This window comes from Pseudarthrobacter sp. B907, from assembly GCF_040137805.1.
Lineage (GTDB): Bacteria > Actinomycetota > Actinomycetes > Actinomycetales > Micrococcaceae > Arthrobacter.
The window spans coordinates 159,052-176,175 of sequence record NZ_JBEEQE010000005.1 but is presented as its reverse complement, the minus strand read 5'-3'; the positions used below and the strand labels follow the sequence as shown (position 1 = coordinate 176,175).

Annotated in this window: 14 protein-coding genes; 9 read left to right on the top strand and 5 right to left on the bottom strand. The window is 69.3% G+C overall.

Annotated features, from left to right (window positions below; translation table 11 throughout):
• Positions 1–120 precede the first annotated feature (120 nt).
• The 4 genes from ABLI39_RS06460 to ABLI39_RS06445 all read right to left on the bottom strand — a co-directional run bounded on the left by ABLI39_RS06460 (position 121) and on the right by ABLI39_RS06445 (position 3,995).
• Entirely contained in the window at positions 121–1,413 is a 1,293-nt protein-coding gene (locus ABLI39_RS06460) for an adenylate/guanylate cyclase domain-containing protein (protein ID WP_349412609.1), read from the bottom strand.
• The gene (locus ABLI39_RS06455; RefSeq protein WP_349412608.1) at positions 1,403–1,999 is read right to left on the bottom strand and encodes a PH domain-containing protein; all 597 of its coding nucleotides are present in this window, start codon (positions 1,997–1,999) and stop codon (positions 1,403–1,405) included. The genes ABLI39_RS06460 and ABLI39_RS06455 overlap by 11 nt, the downstream gene beginning before the upstream one ends.
• Positions 1,992–2,909: a biotin--[acetyl-CoA-carboxylase] ligase gene (locus ABLI39_RS06450; RefSeq protein ID WP_349412607.1), complete on the bottom strand. Its 918-nt coding sequence runs from the start codon at positions 2,907–2,909 to the stop codon at positions 1,992–1,994. Before ABLI39_RS06450 ends, ABLI39_RS06455 begins: the two co-directional genes overlap by 8 nt.
• A 186-nt stretch (positions 2,910–3,095) precedes the next feature.
• Positions 3,096–3,995 carry an SDR family oxidoreductase gene (locus ABLI39_RS06445; RefSeq protein ID WP_349412606.1) on the bottom strand — a complete coding sequence of 300 codons (900 nt, stop codon included), beginning with the start codon at positions 3,993–3,995 and terminating at the stop codon, positions 3,096–3,098.
• Positions 3,996–4,336: 341 nt separating this feature from the next.
• Between ABLI39_RS06445 and ABLI39_RS06440 the strand changes: the two genes are divergently transcribed.
• The 4 genes from ABLI39_RS06440 to ABLI39_RS06425 all read left to right on the top strand — a co-directional run bounded on the left by ABLI39_RS06440 (position 4,337) and on the right by ABLI39_RS06425 (position 9,757).
• Positions 4,337–5,920, top strand: coding sequence for an acyl-CoA carboxylase subunit beta (locus ABLI39_RS06440; protein WP_349412605.1), 1,584 nt, complete (start codon positions 4,337–4,339; stop codon positions 5,918–5,920).
• Positions 5,917–6,150, top strand: coding sequence for an acyl-CoA carboxylase subunit epsilon (locus ABLI39_RS06435; protein ID WP_349412604.1), 234 nt, complete (start codon positions 5,917–5,919; stop codon positions 6,148–6,150). The genes ABLI39_RS06440 and ABLI39_RS06435 overlap by 4 nt, the downstream gene beginning before the upstream one ends.
• Positions 6,151–6,203: 53 nt before the next feature.
• Positions 6,204–7,913, top strand: coding sequence for a DUF885 domain-containing protein (locus ABLI39_RS06430; RefSeq protein WP_349412603.1), 1,710 nt, complete (start codon positions 6,204–6,206; stop codon positions 7,911–7,913).
• A gap of 392 nt (positions 7,914–8,305) precedes the next feature.
• Positions 8,306–9,757, top strand: coding sequence for a dicarboxylate/amino acid:cation symporter (locus ABLI39_RS06425; RefSeq protein WP_349412602.1), 1,452 nt, complete (start codon positions 8,306–8,308; stop codon positions 9,755–9,757).
• Between the two features lie 89 nt (positions 9,758–9,846).
• Here ABLI39_RS06425 and ABLI39_RS06420 read toward each other — a convergent pair whose 3' ends face one another.
• Positions 9,847–10,410: a hypothetical protein gene (locus ABLI39_RS06420; protein ID WP_349412601.1), complete on the bottom strand. Its 564-nt coding sequence runs from the start codon at positions 10,408–10,410 to the stop codon at positions 9,847–9,849.
• A 189-nt stretch (positions 10,411–10,599) separates the two neighbouring features.
• Between ABLI39_RS06420 and ABLI39_RS06415 the strand changes: the two genes are divergently transcribed.
• The 5 genes from ABLI39_RS06415 to ABLI39_RS06395 all read left to right on the top strand — a co-directional run bounded on the left by ABLI39_RS06415 (position 10,600) and on the right by ABLI39_RS06395 (position 17,103).
• A complete protein-coding gene (locus tag ABLI39_RS06415; protein WP_349412600.1) occupies positions 10,600–10,986 on the top strand; it encodes a YbjQ family protein in 387 nt (128 codons plus the stop codon).
• A 38-nt stretch (positions 10,987–11,024) separates the two neighbouring features.
• Positions 11,025–11,744, top strand: a complete 720-nt coding sequence (locus tag ABLI39_RS06410; protein WP_349412599.1) for a TetR/AcrR family transcriptional regulator — start codon at positions 11,025–11,027, stop codon at positions 11,742–11,744.
• 1 nt (position 11,745) lies between these two features.
• The gene (locus ABLI39_RS06405) at positions 11,746–14,298 is read left to right on the top strand and encodes an MMPL family transporter (RefSeq protein WP_349412598.1); all 2,553 of its coding nucleotides are present in this window, start codon (positions 11,746–11,748) and stop codon (positions 14,296–14,298) included.
• A 107-nt stretch (positions 14,299–14,405) separates the two neighbouring features.
• A complete protein-coding gene (locus ABLI39_RS06400) occupies positions 14,406–15,089 on the top strand; it encodes a Maf family protein (RefSeq protein WP_349412597.1) in 684 nt (227 codons plus the stop codon).
• A gap of 169 nt (positions 15,090–15,258) precedes the next feature.
• Positions 15,259–17,103, top strand: coding sequence for an acetyl/propionyl/methylcrotonyl-CoA carboxylase subunit alpha (locus ABLI39_RS06395; RefSeq protein WP_502935196.1), 1,845 nt, complete (start codon positions 15,259–15,261; stop codon positions 17,101–17,103).
• Positions 17,104–17,124 lie beyond the last annotated feature (21 nt).

Genomic DNA, 17,124 nt, shown 5'->3' with positions numbered 1-17,124 from the left:
CCCCGTGCATCTGTGTGCGGCGCGGAGGGCGTCCGCGGGAATGCGCTACCGGGATAGTACCGGGTCTGGCGCCCGCACGGCGTGTTGCACGCCGATGGAGCGCCATGATGTGGACCCGCCCTAGTCCAGGACGAGGCCCTTACCGCTGCCGCGCTGGAGCTCCACGGGGTGGATCTCGCCGAATCCGCGCACGTTTTCGGCGTCCCGGGGCAGCAGCACAAAGCGTTCGTCGTGCTCCAGCGCGGCGGCCGTCATGGAGTCCACCAGCACGGTGCCCGGATCGGCCAGCGCGGTGAGCCGGGCGGCCAGGTTAACCGTGGGGCCGTAGATGTCGCCCAGCCGGGAGAGGATGCGGCCCCAGACCATCGCGACGCGGGCCTGCGGCAGGATCTCGTCCTCGTTGAACGCTTGGGCGAGGGCGAGCGAGATTTCGGCGCCTGCCCCGGGGGTCTCGGCAATATAGAGGACTTCGTCGCCCACCGTCTTCACCAGGCGCCCGCCGCCGACGGAGATGATCTCGGCGCACTTGTTCTCGAAGCGCTGCACCAGCTGGGCGAGAGTCTTTTCATTCATCCGGCGGGACAGGCTGGTGTAGGAGACCAGGTCCGCGAAGCCCACGGCGCGAGCCAGCGGCAGCGGGGCGTCGTCCTCGTCCCCCTCGCGGCCCTCCTCGCTGGAGGCCAGGCCCGCTTCGGCCCGCACGGCAAGGCGCTGCACACCGGCATTGAGCTGGCGGCGCCAGGAGTAGACCAGCATTTCCTCAAGCGCGTCCACCAGGGAGGGCAGCTCGCCGACCAGCCGCTTGCGGGCGACGGCGTCGGTGACGCCCTGCTGGTGGACCATGTCCTCCACGAGGGCCTCGATCTGCCAGACCACCATGCGGTCCGTCATCTGGCCGATGGCGCGGGTGACGGAGATGGCGGCTTCCTCGGTGAGCTTGCCGGTGCGGACCAGGTCCACCACGGTGCTCAGGGCGGCCTGGTCCCGTTCGGTGAACGCGACGTCCTCGTCGCCTAGGTTGGGGAAGCCGAGGGCGCGCCAGAGTTTCCGGGCGGACAGCAGCGAGAGCCCGGCGCCGGCGGCCACCTCGCGGCGGCGCAGCTTGCGTTCGCCACCGAGCAGCCGCTGCTCCAGGGCCTTGGCGGCGAGACGTTCGGCGGACATGGTGCCGGTCGCGGGGGCGGCGTCCGCCGGGGCGGAGGCGGCGGCGGCGCCTTCGTCGTCGCCGTCGGCTGCGGTTGCGTCGGCGTCGGCGGCGTCGTCGGCGGCGTCGTCGTCGTCGGAGGGTGCTTCGGCGGCCGCGGAGTCCAGCACGGCTACTTCGAGGGCGGAGACATCCACCACTGCGTCCGGGACGTCCGACGGCTCGGGGGCCAGGAGTCCGGTGTCGGGGTGCGCGTTCTCAGCGTTCATCTCTTCCACCTTCCCTCATGTTCCCCGGCCAGTCGCCGGTGCCGTGCATCGTGTCGTCGGCCTCAATCAGTTCATCCTCCGGAATGTCGTCAATCGCGTCGAGGATGAAGTTCCGGAACGTCATGACCTCAGGGACGTCCGGGATCACCGTGCGTGAGGGGTACCCGGTGTCCAAGGATATATTCCCCGAACGCAATGACCGTTGGAGCAGCGTCTGTTCCACAAACACATTACGGACTGCGGCGAGCGGAACCTGTTGGTCGCGCCGCCGCAACATGCCGTAGCGGGCAATCAGGCGGCGGCTGGTCAGGGTGTAGCGGCTGGCGTGCCAGGTCACGACTTTGGGCAGGCAGTAGGCAACCAGGACCCAGGCCGCCAGGGCGAGGCTGGCGCCGACCAGCCACGGCGTCCAGGCCGGGGTGGCTAACGGCACCAGCTTGGCCGGGCCGCCCTTCACAATCCAGGCGCAGGCGAAGGCAGTGAGGGCGCAGACCAGGATGAACAGCAGGGCCGGACCAACCAGCGTCCGGGGCTGGGGGCGGGTAACCACAATCACTTGCTCGCCCGGGAGGAGCTCTTTACGCATAGCCGCTTTCGCCGCCGGACTCGCCGGGAGGGGTCCAGGGGCGCAGGTGCACGACGTCGCCGGCGGTCACCACGTGTTCGTGCCCGCCGGCGTCGACCACGAGCAGGGAGCCGTAGTCGTCGAGCCGGGTGGCGTGGCCGATGATCTCGTGGTCGCCGGGCAGCTGGGCCCGGACCTGCTTGCCGAGCGTGGTCAGCACGTGCTCCACCCGCTTGTGCAGCGAGGGCCCGCCGGCCATTCCCGCGGCGGGGTCGCCGTCGGCGTTGCAGAAGCTGCGGTAGAGCGTGGCGAAACGGGAGAGGTAGCTTTTCAGCAGCGCGGTCCGGTCCACCGTGGCGGGCTGTTCCAGCAGCACCGAGGTGGCGGTGGGCACCGGGAGCTCGGCCGCGGTGAGGGTGACGTTCAGGCCCGTGCCCAGGACCACCGGGGGCACGGCGCCGTCGCCCATTGGGCCCAGCTGCGCGAGGATGCCGGCGATCTTTTTGCCGCGGACCAGGACATCGTTGGGCCACTTGAGCTCGGCCGGGATCCCTGCCGTCTCCAGCAGGGCTTCACGGAGTGCCAGGGCGGCAAGCAGCGAGAGCCAGGAGTAGCTCTGGGTGGGCAGCGGACGGCCCTCCGCGTTGACCGGACGGAGCACGATCGAGACGGACACGGAACTGCGGGCGGGAGCCTCCCAGTGCCGGTCGAGGCGGCCGCGGGCGGCGCTTTGATACTCGGCGGCGAGCACGGTGAGGTCCGGATAGGCCCGGGGATCCACGCTCACGCCGTGCAGCAGGTCCGCGTTGGTGGAGCCGGTGGAGTCCACCACGCTCAGCTGCGCGATGCCGTGGGCCGAGAGGAATCCGGCGTCGCCGAGGGCGCCCTGGTCCAAGGGCGGACGGTCCGGTGTCTCCTGAGCGGCTTCCATGCTTGAATCCTACCGAGTTACGGCTCCGCCGGCTCCGGCGCAGGCCCGGCGGATCCTCCCCGGTTTTGGACGCCGCCACCGGCGGGTCGGCCCGACACGCCGCGGAATTCCGGCGTCCAACCGGCAAAGGCGGGGAGTTTCGGCGGGCGCGGGCGAGCCCTCGGCCACCCGGAGGCCGCCAGAAAATCAGAGGAAAATGTCAGGGACCAGCCGGTCCTCGGGGGCACCGAGGCTGTAGGGCGCGAAGTCGGTGACGCCGGCGGCGGCGAGAACCTGCTCGTCGGTGTAGAAGTTGCCGCTCCAGCTGCCGGATTCGGGGACCGCGTTGCTGGCGGTCAGCACGGCGTGGGCCGCGTCGGCCATGATCTGCGGGCCGCGCGCGCCGCGGACGATCTGCTCGCCGCCGGGCATGTTGCGGATCGCCGCCGTGTCGATCAGGGTGCAGGGCCAGAGCGAGTTCACGCTGATGCCGTCCACCTTGAGCTCCTCGGCCAGGCCCAGGGTGGTCAGGCTCATGCCGTACTTGGCCATGGTGTAAGCCAGGTGCATTCCGGCCCACTTGGGATCCAGGTTCAGCGGCGGGGAAAGTGTCAGGATCTGTCCGGCGTCGGACTCGCGCAGCGCGGGCAGGGCAAGCTTGGACAGCAGGAAGGTGCCCCGGACGTTGATGTCCTGCATCAGGTCGTAGCGCTTCATGTCCAGGGCGTCGGTCTTGGACAGGTCGATTGCCGAGGCGTTGTTGACCACGATGTCGATTCCGCCAAAGCGTTCCACCGCGGCGGCCACAGCACCGGCGACGTCGGCGTCCCTGCGCACATCGCCCACCAGCGGCAGCGCCTGTCCCCCGGCCGCCTCGATCTGCTCGGCAGCGGAGTACACGGTGCCCTCGAGCTTGGCGTGCGGCAGGCCGGTCTTGGCCAGCAGCACGATGTTGGCTCCGTCCCGGGCGGCCCGGACGGCAATGGCCAGGCCGATCCCGCGGCTACCGCCGGACATCAGGATGGTGCGGCCCTGAAGGGAACCGGAGGCCTGGTACGGACTCTGCTGGTGCGGGGACGTGCCCGAAGCGTCGTTGCTTGAAGTCATAGGGACACTTTAGCCGATGTTACTCGTCAGTAACATCCCCGATTTCGGAGCCGCCGTGACGCTCCCGCCCGGTTACCGGCGGCACGGGCGCCCAAACGCAGCCGGCACCCGCGGAATTCCGGGGCCAGGCACCGATGCGGCCTTGAGTAACTGGGCTGGAACGCAGCCGAGGGCGGTGAAGGTCGGAGCGAAAATTGTAGGTTTTCTACAGCGGCGTGGGCGAATACCGTCACTAGACTTGCCAGCACGGCCAGGTTTTTGTGTGGAATCCACTTAAACGCCACACAGGCCGGCGTCATTGCGCGAAGAACAGCAGAGAACAACAGAGCCGGAGACACTTGATGAGCCACGATCTGACCACGACCGCGGGGAAGATTGCCGATTTCCGCGACCGCCAGGGCCGTGCCGAGCAGCCCTCCGGCCCGGAAGCGGTCGAGAAGCAGCACGCCCGCGGCAAGAACACCGCCCGCGAGCGCATCGACCTGCTGCTCGACGCCGGTTCCTTCGTCGAGTTCGACGCCCTCGCCGTGCACCGCTCCACCGCGTTCGGCATGGAGAAAAAGAAGCCGCTCGGCGACGGCCTGGTCTCCGGCTACGGCACCGTGGACGGCCGGCCCGTCGCCGTGTACAGCCAGGATTTCTCCGTCTACGGCGGATCGCTGAGCCAGGTCAACGGCGAGAAGATCGTCAAGGTCCAGGAGTTCGCGCTGCGCAACGGCTGCCCCGTGGTCGGCATCCTCGACGGCGGCGGCGCCCGGATCCAGGAAGGCGTCGCCTCGCTGGCCATGTTCGCGGACATCTTCCGCAACAACGTGCACGCCTCCGGGGTTGTCCCGCAGATCTCGCTGATCATGGGCCCCTCCGCCGGTGGCGCGGCCTACTCCCCCGCCCTGACCGACTACGTGGTCATGGTGGACAAGACCTCGCACATGTTCATCACCGGCCCTGACGTGATCAAGACCGTCACCGGTGAAGACGTGGACATGGAAACCCTCGGCGGGGCGCGGCAGCACAACGCCAACACCGGCACCTCCACCTACCTCGCCGCCGACGAGGCGGACGCGGTGGAGTTCGTGCGCGAACTGCTGGACTTCCTGCCGTCCAACAACCTCGCCGAGGCCCCGGTGCTGGAGCACTCCCAGGAGTTGGAGCTCGACGACGACGACCTCGCCCTCGATGTGCTGATCCCGGACTCGGCCAACCAGCCCTACGACATGCGCAAGGTGATCGAGCAGATCGTCGACGACGCGCACTTCCTGGAGATGCAGTCGCTCTACGCGCCGAACGTGATCATCGGCTACGGCCGCGTCGAGGGCCACACCGTCGGGATCGTGGCCAACCAGCCGATGCAGTTCGCCGGAACCCTTGACATCGCCGCTTCGGAGAAGGCCGCCCGCTTCGTCCGGAACTGCGACGCCTTCAACATCCCCATCATCACGCTGGTGGACGTCCCTGGCTTCCTGCCCGGCAAGGACCAGGAGTTCCAGGGCATCATCCGCCGCGGCGCCAAGCTGCTCTACGCCTACGCCGAGGCCACCGTGCCGAAGCTGACCGTGATCACCCGCAAGGCGTACGGCGGGGCGTACATCGTGATGGGCTCCAAGAAGCTCGGCGGCGACCTCAACCTGGCCTGGCCCACCGCGCAGATCGGCGTCATGGGTGCCCAGGGTGCGGTCAACATCCTGTACCGCCGCGAACTCGCCGCAGTTGCGGAGGCCGGCGGCGACGTCGAGGCCAAGCGCGCCGAGGTCATCCGGCAGTACGAGGAGGAGCTGCTCAACCCGTACCAGGCCGCGCAGCTGGGCTATGTGGACGCGGTGATCGCCCCGTCCGAGACCCGGGTCCAGATCATCAAGGGCCTGCGCGCGCTGCGGGACAAGCGGGCCAGCCTGCCCGCCAAGAAGCACGGGAACATCCCGCTGTGACGGCACCCGAGACGGGAACCGGCGCGGAGCCGGAACAGCCGCTGCTGGCCGTCGTCAAGGGCGAGCCGACGGCGGAGGAACTCGCGGCGCTGACCGCCGTCGTCCTCTCCCTCGGCAGCAGCGAGCCGGCCGCTCCGGAAAAGCCGGGCGCCCGGCACTGGATCCGGCGGCAGCAGCTTCAGCTGGCGCCGAAGCCCGGCCCGGGTTCGTGGAAACGCAGCCGCGGCTAGAAAAAGTTCAGTAACCCTTTCATAACTGGCCCGGCCCGGCTAGTCTCGTTCGGGTGACTACCGAAACAACTGAGAACACCACGCCCGACAACCCGGGGGCTGCGCGCCCGCAGACCGCGATCGACGCCGTCGCCGACGCTTTCACGGACACCCTGATCCGGCTAAACCCGAGTTTCGCCACCGAACTCGGCCTGCCCGGCCACGAAACCGAGTACCCGGACTTCTCCCCGGCCGGTCACGGGGAGTTCGCCGCCGCCGCGCGCGCGGCCCTCACTGCGCTGCAGGGGCTGGAGCCCGCGGACGACGTCGACGCCGTCACCCTGGACGCGATGCGCGAACGCCTGGGCCTGCAGCTGGAAATCCACGAGTCCGGCTGGGACCTGGCCGAGCTGAACAACATCGCCTCCCCGTCCCAGGAGATCCGCGCGATCTTCGACCTGATGCCGACCGACACCGCCGCGCAGTGGGACCACATCGCGGGCAGGGCGCACAACGTCCCGGCCGCCCTGGACGGCTACATCGTGTCCCTGCGCACCGCCAAGGAGGCCGGCCGGATCGCCGCCGCCCGGCAGGTGCGGATCGTGATCGAGCAGGCCACCAAGCACGCCGCGGAGGACGGCTTCTTCGCCAAGCTCGCCGCCGAGGCGAAGACCGCCGAGGGCCCGCTGCCGGAGGACGTGCAGGCCAAGCTCGACGCCGGCGCTGCCGCCGCCCGTGCCGCCTACGCCCGGCTGGCCGGCTTCCTGGAAGCCGAGCTGCTGCCGGCCGCCCCGGAGAAGGACGCCGTGGGCCGCGAGCGCTACGCCCTGGCCTCCCGCTCCTTCCTCGGCGCCACCGTGGACCTCGAGGAGACCTACGCCTGGGGCGTGCAGGAACTCGACCGGCTGATCGCCGAGCAGGAGCGGGTGGCCAACCAGATCCGCCCCGGCGCCACGGTTGACGAGGCCAAGGAGATCCTGAACAACGATCCGTCCCGCCAGCTCAAGGGCACCGACGCCCTTCAGGCCTGGATGCAGGAGCTCTCCGACAAGGCCGTGGCCGACCTCGCCGGCGTGCACTTCGACATTCCGGACGCCATGAAGACCCTCGAGTGCAAGATTGCCCCCACCCAGGAGGGCGGCATCTACTACACCGGCCCGTCGGATGACTTCAGCCGCCCGGGCCGGATGTGGTGGTCCGTGCCGCCGGGTGAGGACACCTTCACCACCTGGGCCGAGACCACCACGGTCTACCACGAGGGCGTTCCGGGCCACCACCTGCAGGTCGCCACCGCCACCTACCGCCGCGAACTGCTGAACAAGTGGCGGCGCAATGTCTGTTGGACCTCCGGCCACGGGGAAGGCTGGGCACTGTACGCCGAGAAGCTCATGCAGGAACTGGGCTATCTGAAGGATCCGGGCGACCACATGGGCATGCTGGACATGCAGCGCATGCGGGCCGCCCGGGTGGTCTTCGATATTGGCGTACATCTGGAGTTGCAGGTGCCCGAGCGTTGGGGGTCGGGCACCTGGACTCCGGATACGGGGTACGAGTTCCTCAAGCAGAACCTCGCGATCAGCGAGGGCCAGCTGAAGTTCGAGTTCACCCGCTACCTCGGCTGGCCGGGTCAGGCGCCGTCGTACAAGGTGGGCCAGCGGCTCTGGGAGCAGATCCGCAGCGAGCTCGAATCCCGCCCGGGCTTCGACCTGAAGGCGTTCCACTCCAAGGCGCTGAACATGGGGTCCGTGGGGCTGGACACGCTGAAGCGGGCGCTCCTGGGGTAGGCCGGGTTGTCCGGGAAGGCGGCCGTGCAGCCGCCTCCCGGTGCAGCGGCACGGCCGCCTTCCTCCGCGTGCTCGCTCGTTCTCCCCACCGTCTCCCTAACCTCGCAAGCTCGGCCAGGGAACCCTGACGGCGTGGGCCCACGCTTAGACGCACGCTTCCGGAAGACTGCCGCGCCGCTGCCTGCTCCCCCGGGCCTGGCGCACTTTCCATGCCTGGTCCTCGCGACCCGTCCACACGAGACAATCGCCACATCCCGGGGTGGAATAACTTCATAAACGGGTGGTCTTTCGGCGTCTTTCCGGGGATTTTGTGGGCGGGGGAATATTCGGAGTGCGTAATATTTCTCAACGTTTGTTCGTCGTGTTATGCGCGGGGGTTCTAGCGTGTTCGGGTGACCACTCAGACAAGCACCCCCGCAACCGCAGGAAAGCCCGGTTTCCAGCTGCCCAAATGGGCCGGCTCTTTTGGCTTCCAAATCATCGCCGCCCTGATCGTCGGCCTGGGCCTTGGCCTGCTCGCGAAGTACACGGGCAGCACCAAGACCAACCCGAACGCCCTCGGCGCCACCCTGCAGACCATCGGCTCGAGCTACGTCTCGCTGCTGCAGACCGCCGTCGTGCCCCTCATCTTCACCGCCGTCGTCAGCTCCATCTCCAACCTGCGCGCCGTCTCCAACGCGGCCCGGCTGGCCTGGAACACGCTGCTCTGGTTCGCCATCACCTCGCTGATCGCCGTGCTGATCGGCATCGGCCTGGGCGTGCTGCTGCAGCCGGGCGCCGGCACCGGCATCACGCAGCAGGCCAAGTACGCCGGCAAGTCCGGTGACTGGTGGGCCTTCCTGATCGGCCTGTTCCCGAAGAACTTCCTGGGCCTGGGGGCCAGCACCACCGTCACCGACGGCGTCGCCACCACCGCCGTGAGTTTCAACGTCCTGCAGATCCTCGTGATCGCGATCGCCGTCGGCATCGCCGCGCTCAAGGTGGGCAAGGCCGCCGAGCCGTTCCTGAACCTCAACGCCTCCGCCCTGGCCGTGATCCAGAAGGTCCTCTGGTGGATCATACGGATCGCCCCGCTCGGCACGGTCGGCCTGATCGGCAACGCCGTGGCCGTCTATGGCTGGGACACCATCGGCTCCCTCGGCAAGTTCACCTTCGCCATCTACGTGGGCCTGGCGCTCGTGCTGTTCGTGGTCTACCCGGTCCTGGTCCGCAGCCACGGCCTGTCCATCAAGCAGTACTTCTCCGGCGTCTGGCCGGCCGTGCAGCTGGCCTTCGTCTCCCGGTCCTCGGTGGGCACCCTGCCGCTGACCCAGCGCGTGACCGAGCGCTCCCTGGGCGTGCCCCGCGCCTATGCCTCCTTCGCCGTGCCGCTGGGAGCCACTACCAAGATGGACGGCTGCGCCGCGATCTACCCGGCCATCTCCGCGATTTTCGTGGCCCAGTTCTTCGGCATCCAGCTGGACTTCAGCCAGTACCTGCTGATCGCCCTCGTCTCGGTGCTGGGCTCCGCCGCGACCGCCGGCACCACCGGCGCCGTTGTGATGCTGACCCTGACGCTCTCCACGCTGGGACTGCCGCTGGCCGGCGTCGGGCTCCTGCTGGCGATCGACCCGATCCTGGACATGGGCCGCACCGCGGTCAACGTGGCCGGCCAGGCCCTGGTCCCCACCATCGTGGCCAAGCGCCAGGGCATCCTCGACGAGGCGCTCTACAACGCCCCGCGCAACGGCGACCCGTTCAGCGACGACGTTGTTGACACTGTTGACGCCGCTCCAGTTGACGCTTCCCTTGACGCCGACGGCGGCGCACCGGCCGGGCGCGAACTGGCCGGCGCGAAGGCCTAGCAACGGGCCCACGGCCAAAGGCCCTGGCACAAAAAAGTAGTCCCCGGGAAATTCCCGGGGACTACTTTTTTGCCTGTGCCCTGGCGGGCTTAGCGGCCGCGTCCGCCGATGACGCCCTTCGCCACGGCCTTGGTGACCGCGTCGGCCTCGGCCTGGGTCAGCGTGCCGTCGCTGACGGCCTTGTCCAGCCGGGTCTTCAGCGCCGCAGCGTGCTCCGACTGTTCGGCAGTGCGCAGCTCCTCGAGGGCCGCGGTGACCTTGGCCTCGTCGATGCCGAGGGACGCGGCGAGCGACTTGGCCAGCTCCGCCTGCATGGCGGTGCGGTCCGGCTTGGTGCCTTCGGCCGGCGGGGTGGTCGGCTTGTGCGCGTCGCGGAAGGCCTTCAGGGCCGCGGTGACCTTGGCCTCGTCGACGCCGAGCTTGGTGGCCAGCTCGGACGCCTTCTCGCCGCGTTCGCCGCCGTGGCCGTGCCCGCCGCGCATGCCCATGCCGTCACCCGGCGTGGTGCTGCCATCCGCAGGCGCGCTGGAGCTGGCGCTGGGAGTGGGGGTCGGCGTCGTGGTGGCGGAAGCCATCCCGGCCAGTCCGAGGCCGGCGCCCAGGGCGAGGGCCGTGGCCGAAACGCCGAGCGTGATTCTCTTGGTACGTGACATGTGATGTCTCCTGGATCTGCCGTGCGGTGACGGCTCGGTTCTCTACTTGCTGCGCTGTCTTTTTCAAGACGTGCCTCCAGTCTGCGCCGGCGGGCTCGGCTGAAGCTGTTCACAACCTTTCATCTTGCTGTGAAAGATTCCCGCCGGCTTTTCCGTTGCCACCGCCGGCAATATGGCTAGGCTCAGGACATGCTGATCGTCACCTCGAACGACATCCCCGGCCACCGGATCGACGCCGTCTTCGGCGAGGTCATGGGATTGACCGTCCGCGCTCGGGACATCGGGGGCCAGGTGGTGGCGGGGCTGCGGTCGCTGGCAGGCGGCGAGCTCCGCGAACTGACCCAGGTCCTCTACGAGAGCCGGCAGGAGGTGATGGTACGGATGGTCGCCGAGGCCGCGCAGCGCGGCGCCAACGCGATCGTCGCGATGCGGTTCGACACGGCGCACATGGCCAACAACTGGACCGAAATCTGCGCCTACGGCACCGCCGTGCTCGCAATTCCGCTTGCTGAAGGCGAGGCCGGCGCCACCGGCCAGTCCGTGCAGCTAGCCCGGCGGACCGGCACTGGCGACTAAAGTTGCCCGGAGTGCAAACATGCACATAGTGTAAGCACATGCCCTCTCCTGAACTTTCCGGGCCCGACGTCGACGCCGGGTCAGCCGCGCCGTCGCGGCGCGAGCTCAACAAGGCGGCCACCCGCCAGGCCATTACCGAGGCGGCCCTGGGCCTGCTCCGTGCCAACGGCCCGGGCAACTTCACCGTGGAGAACATCGCCGACGCCGCCGCCATCTCCCGGCGCACCTTCTTCAACTACTTTTCCAGCACCGAGGCGGTCATCGCCTCGGTGACCCACGGCTTCCTGGACACGGCGCTGCAGCAGTTCCGGCTCCGCCCGGCCAACGAGCCGATCCTGGAATCCGCCCGCGCCGCGCTGGTCGAACTCGCAGACCCGATGACTGTGGCGCCGCTGGCCGAGCTCTACAGCCTGGGCCAGTCCAACCCGCAGCTGAACCGCTCCGAGCTCGAAGCCTGGGACCACTGCACGGCCGAGATCATCGACGCCGCCCGGGTGCGCTTCGGCCGGGGCGACGGCACCGGCACCGGCGTCGAGGTTGACGAACTCTACCTCCGCGCCCTCGCCGGCTCCATCATTTCCTGCGGCAAAGCCGCCATGGACCTCTGGTTCGCCCGCTGCGGGGGCTCCCTCTCCCCCGAATCGCTCTCCACCCTGCGCCAACTCCTGATCGACTCCATGAGCCTGCTCGGCTCCGGATTCTCCTCCCCGGCAGCCGCTCCCGCCGCCACCACCGCCCCTTCCCCAGATCGGTTCTGACATGGCACTACTGCTGTACCGCCTCGGCAAGTTCTCCTACCGCCACCGCTGGCTCGTCGTCTCGCTGTGGCTCGCCGTGATGATCGCCGTCGGCGGCGCCGCGGCCGCCTTCCACGGCACCCTGTCCAACAACTTCCAGATCCCGGGTACCGAAACCCAGCAGATGGCGGACAAGCTCAAGAAGGAGCTCCCGGCGTCCTCGGGCGGCTCGGCGAGCATTGTGTTCGAGGCCAACGACGCGCGTTTCAGCCAGGCCGGCCAGGACGCAGTCTCGGCCGCCCTGGCCAAGCTCAAGTCCATCCCCGACGTGCAGGGAACCGTTGACCCGTTCGCGACCCAGGCTCAGCTGGACAAGGCCGCCACGGACCTCGCCGCCGGTGAGCAGCAGGCGGCCGCGGGCAAGGCGCAGCTGGACAAGTCCGCCGCTGAGCTCGCCGCCGGCAAGGCCCAGCTGGCAGCTGCCGAACAGCAGATGATGGCCGCCGGCCTGCCGCCGGCCGCCATCGAGGCCCAGCTCGGCCAGCAGAAGGCCGCCCTCGCCGCAGGCCAGGCCAAGCTCGACGCCGGCACCAAGGACCTTGAGGCCGGCGACGCCAAGCTGGCCCTCGGCAAGCGCCAACTGGAGGCCTCGCGGGGCCTGCGCTTCGTCTCGGAGGACGGCAAGGCCGCCATCGCCCAGGTCCAGTTCAAGACCTCGATCAACGGCCTGAAGCCCGAGGTACGGCAGGAAGTCCAGGACATCGTCAAGCAAGTCTCCGCCGCCAATGTGACCGCCCTGCCCAGCAAGGAGATCAGCGAGGACATCTCCGAGGTCTTCGGCACCGCCGAGGTCATCGGCATCGCCGTCGCCGCCCTGGTCCTGGTGGTCATGCTCGGCACCCTGATTGCCGCGGGCCTCCCGCTGCTGATGGCGGTGGTCGGCGTGGCCGTCGGCGTCGGCGGAACCTTCGCACTCAGCGGCGCCGTGGACATGAGTTCCATCTCCCCCATGCTCGCCCTGATGCTGGGCCTCGCTGTCGGGATCGACTATTCGCTGTTCATCGTCAACCGGCACCGCGGCCAGCTGCTCGCCGGGATGGACCCCGAGGAATCCGTGGCGCTGGCCACCGGCACCTCCGGCAATGCCGTCCTCTTCGCCGGCCTTACCGTGATCATCGCCCTGGCCGCCCTGGTGGTTCCGGGCCTGCCGTTCCTGGCCGTGATGGGCCTCTCGGCCGCCGCGACGGTGGCCGTCGCCGTCGTCGTTGCCCTGACGCTGACTCCCGCCATCCTGTCCCTGGTGGGCCGCAAACTCGTGTCCAAGCGGGCGTGGGCCAAGGCGGAGCGGCACAACGCAGCGCCGGGGCACGAGACCGAGGACCTGGCCAAGGACGAATACCGCAGCAGCCACGGCTGGGGCGGCGTCGTCACCAAGCACCCCTGGCTGGCGCTGCTGGCCGGGGTGGCCCTGCTGGGTGTGGTGGCGCTGCCCGCCAGCCAGCTCCGGCTCGCCCTGCCGGACGCCAGTTCCGAGCCGGTGGCCTCGCAGGCCTTCCAGGCCTACGACGTCACCAAGCGCAGCTTCGGTGAGGGCATGACCGGGCCGATCATCGTCGTCGGCGACCTGCCCGCGGGACTGAGCGAAGCCGAGGCGAAGGCCAAGCAGTTCGACGTCGCGGACATCCTGCGCGGCACCGACAACGTCGCCGCCGCCGTGCCGCTGGCCCTGAGCGAGGACCGCCGCACCGCCGTCTTCCAGGTGCTCCCGAAGGAGGGTCCCGCCAGTGCCAGCACGGTCAAGGTGGTCGCCGAGCTGCGCGCCGAGAAGACCCGGATCAAGGACTCCACCGGGGTCGGCATCGGCCTGACCGGCCAGACCGCGGGCAACGTGGACGTGTCCACCAAACTCGGAGACGCGCTGCCGCCGTACCTGGCAATCGTCGTCGGGCTCTCGCTGATCCTGCTGCTGCTGGTGTTCCGCTCCATCGTGGTGCCGCTGCTGGCCACCGGCGGCTTCCTGCTCTCGCTCGCGGCTGCGTTCGGCGGCGTCGTCGCGGTCTACCAGTGGGGCTGGCTGGGGACCGTGTTCGGCGTCGAGAACCCGGGCGCGGTGCTGAGCTTCCTGCCGATTATCCTTATCGGTGTGCTGTTCGGCCTCGCCATGGACTACCAGGTGTTCATCGCCTCCGGCATGCGCGAGTCCTACATGCACGGCGAAACCGCCAAGCACGCGGTGCGCTCCGGTTTCAGCCACGCGGCCGCCGTGGTCACCGCCGCCGCGATCATCATGGTTAGCGTGTTCTCCGGCTTCATCTTCTCGCACCTGAACATGGTCCGGCCGCTGGGCTTTGCGATGGCGTTCGGCGTGCTGGTGGACGCGTTTGTGGTCCGGATGACGATCGTCCCCGCCGTGATGTACCTGCTCGGCAGCAAGGCCTGGTGGCTGCCGCGCTGGCTGGACCGGATCCTGCCGGACGTCGACGTCGAAGGCGCCAAGCTGCGCCAGCCGGCCGTTTCGACGGCGGACGCCGTCGCCGAGCCCGAGGGTGAGCCGGAGGAAGTCGGCGCGCGCTGATCTTCCGCCGCAAAAGCAACGCGGGGTCACTTCGCGCCCATTAATCCCCTCGGGATGGGCCGTAAGTGACCCCGCGTTGCCTTAACCCGGTGAACTAGGCTGGTTGCGTGACCCGCCTCATTCTTGCCTCCCAGTCCCCCGCCCGCACCAAGCTGCTCAGCAACGCCGGCATCGCCCACGAGGTCCTCGTCTCCGACGTCGATGAGGACGCCGTGCAGGCCCGCTACGGCGTGACCGACCCGCACGACACCGCCCTGCTGCTGGCCCGCGCCAAGGCCGAGGCGGTCGCCTCGCTGCCGGAGGCCGAGGGCGCCCTGGTGATCGGCTGCGACTCGGTCTTCGAGTTCGACGGCGAGGCCCACGGCAAGCCGTACACCGCCGAGGTCGCCAAGGAGCGGATGCTCCGGATGAGCGGCCGCTTGGGTGTGCTGCACACCGGCCACTGGCTGGTGGACTGCCGTGACACCGACGGCGGCCCGGACAGCGAAGGCGGCGGCGCCGGTACCGGCGCGACCCTCGGCTTCGTGAACTCCGCGGAGGTGCACTTCCTGGAGATGAGCGAGGACGAAATCGACAGCTACATCGCCACCGGCGAACCGCTGCAGTGCGCCGGCTCCTTCACGATCGACGGCTACGGCGGGGCGTTCATCCGCAAGGTCGACGGCGACCCACACACCGTCGTCGGGCTCTCCATCTCCACCTTGCGGGCCCTCCTGGGCCAGGCCAAGGTGGGCGTCACCGAGCTCTGGACCGGCGGCGCGGCCAACCCGGCGGACATCCGCGCCGAGTGAAGCCTGAGTGAGCACGGTGTAAGCACCAACGCCCGCGCCGAGTGAGCCATTTCGCACCCCCTTGTAGGAACCCCACAAAGGATCGGCCGTTTACGCGCGGGATCCGCAAGTAATCTCGGCGGAACCCACAAAACCGCGCTAGGCTCCCTGAAGGAAAGAAGGAGACGCCTTGTCAGCAAATTCGGAGCAGTCCGCAACGCCAGTGCCCGCCACCACCACGCCGGGCACCCGCCCCCTGAGCAAGGTGCTGATCGCCAACCGCGGCGAAATCGCGGTGCGCATCATCCGCGCGGCCCGCGATGAAGGCATCGCCTCCGTGGCGGTCTACGCCGAGCCGGACCGCGACGCCCTGCACGTCAAGCTCGCCGACGAGGCCTACGCTCTGGGCGGCAACACCGCCGCCGAGTCCTACCTCGTGATGGACAAGCTGATCGAGGTGGCCCAGCGCGCCGGCGCCGACGCCGTCCACCCCGGCTACGGCTTCCTCGCCGAGAACGCCGAGTTCGCCGCCAAAGTGATCGACGCCGGGATCACCTGGATCGGGCCCTCCCCCGAGGCCATCTCCGCCCTCGGCGACAAGGTCCAGGCCCGCCACATCGCCGAGAAGGTCGGCGCCCCGCAGGTCCCCGGCACCGCCGACCCGGTCGAATCCGCCGAGGAAATCCTCGAGTTCGTGGACAAGTTCGGCCTGCCGGTCGCCATCAAGGCAGCCTTCGGCGGCGGCGGACGCGGCATCAAGGTGGCCCGCACCCGCGAGGAAATCCCCGAACTCTTCGAATCTGCCGTGCGCGAGGCCACCGCCGCCTTCGGCCGAGGCGAATGCTTCATCGAGCGCTTCCTGGACGCCCCGCGCCACGTCGAGACCCAGTGCCTCGCCGACGCGCACGGCAACGTCGTCGTCGTCTCCACCCGTGACTGCTCGCTGCAGCGCCGCAACCAGAAGCTCGTGGAGGAAGCGCCCGCCCCGTTCCTCACCGAGGAACAGAACCGGCGGCTCTACGAATCGTCCAAGGCCATCCTCAAGGAAGCCGGCTACCTCGGCGCCGGCACCTGCGAATTCCTCGTCGGCCAGGACGGGACGATCTCCTTCCTCGAGGTCAACACCCGCCTCCAGGTGGAGCACTGCGTCTCCGAGGAAGTCACCGGCATCGACCTGGTCCGCGAGCAGTTCCGGCTGGCCCGCGGCGAGGAGCTCGGCTACGGCGATCCGGAGGTCCGCGGCCACTCGATCGAATTCCGCATCACCGGCGAGGACCCGGGCCGGAACTTCATGCCCGCCCCCGGCACCATCACCGGGCTCAAGAACCCCACCGGCCCCGGCGTGCGGGTCGACTCCGGCGTGGAGCAGGGCGACGTGATCAGCGGCAACTTCGACTCGATGCTCTCCAAGCTGATCGTCACCGGCGCCACCCGCGCCCAGGCCCTGCAACGCTCCCGCCGCGCGCTCGAGGAAATGGTGGTGGAGGGCATCCCCACCGTCATCCCGTTCGACCTCGCCGTCGTCAGCAACCCCGACTTCGCCCCGGCAGAAGGCCCGTTCAAGGTCCACACCCGCTGGATCGAGACGGCTTTCGTCAACGACATCCCCGCTTGGACGCCGTCCGGCGCCGGGGCCGAGGCGGCCGACGCCGGCGACCGCCAGCGCGTCGTCGTCGAGGTCGGCGGCAAGCGGCTCGAGGTGGTGCTGCCGGCGTCGCTGGGCACCGTCTCCGGCGGTGGCGGCGCCAAGCCCGCGAAGGCCAAGAAGCGCTCCCGCAGCGCCAGCGCCGCGGCTCCGGCCGGCGGCAACGCGCTGACCTCCCCCATGCAGGGCACCATCGTGAAGGTGGCCGTCGCCGAGGGCGAGCGGGTGGCCGAGGGCGACCTCGTGGTGGTGCTCGAGGCCATGAAGATGGAACAGCCGCTCACCGCGCACCGCGCCGGCATCGTGATCGGACTCTCCGCGTCCGCCGGCGAGACCGTCTCCGCGGGCGCGGTCATCGCGATGATCGAGGACGGCGAGGCAGCCGAATAGCGGCAGCGGGCGGCGGGAGGC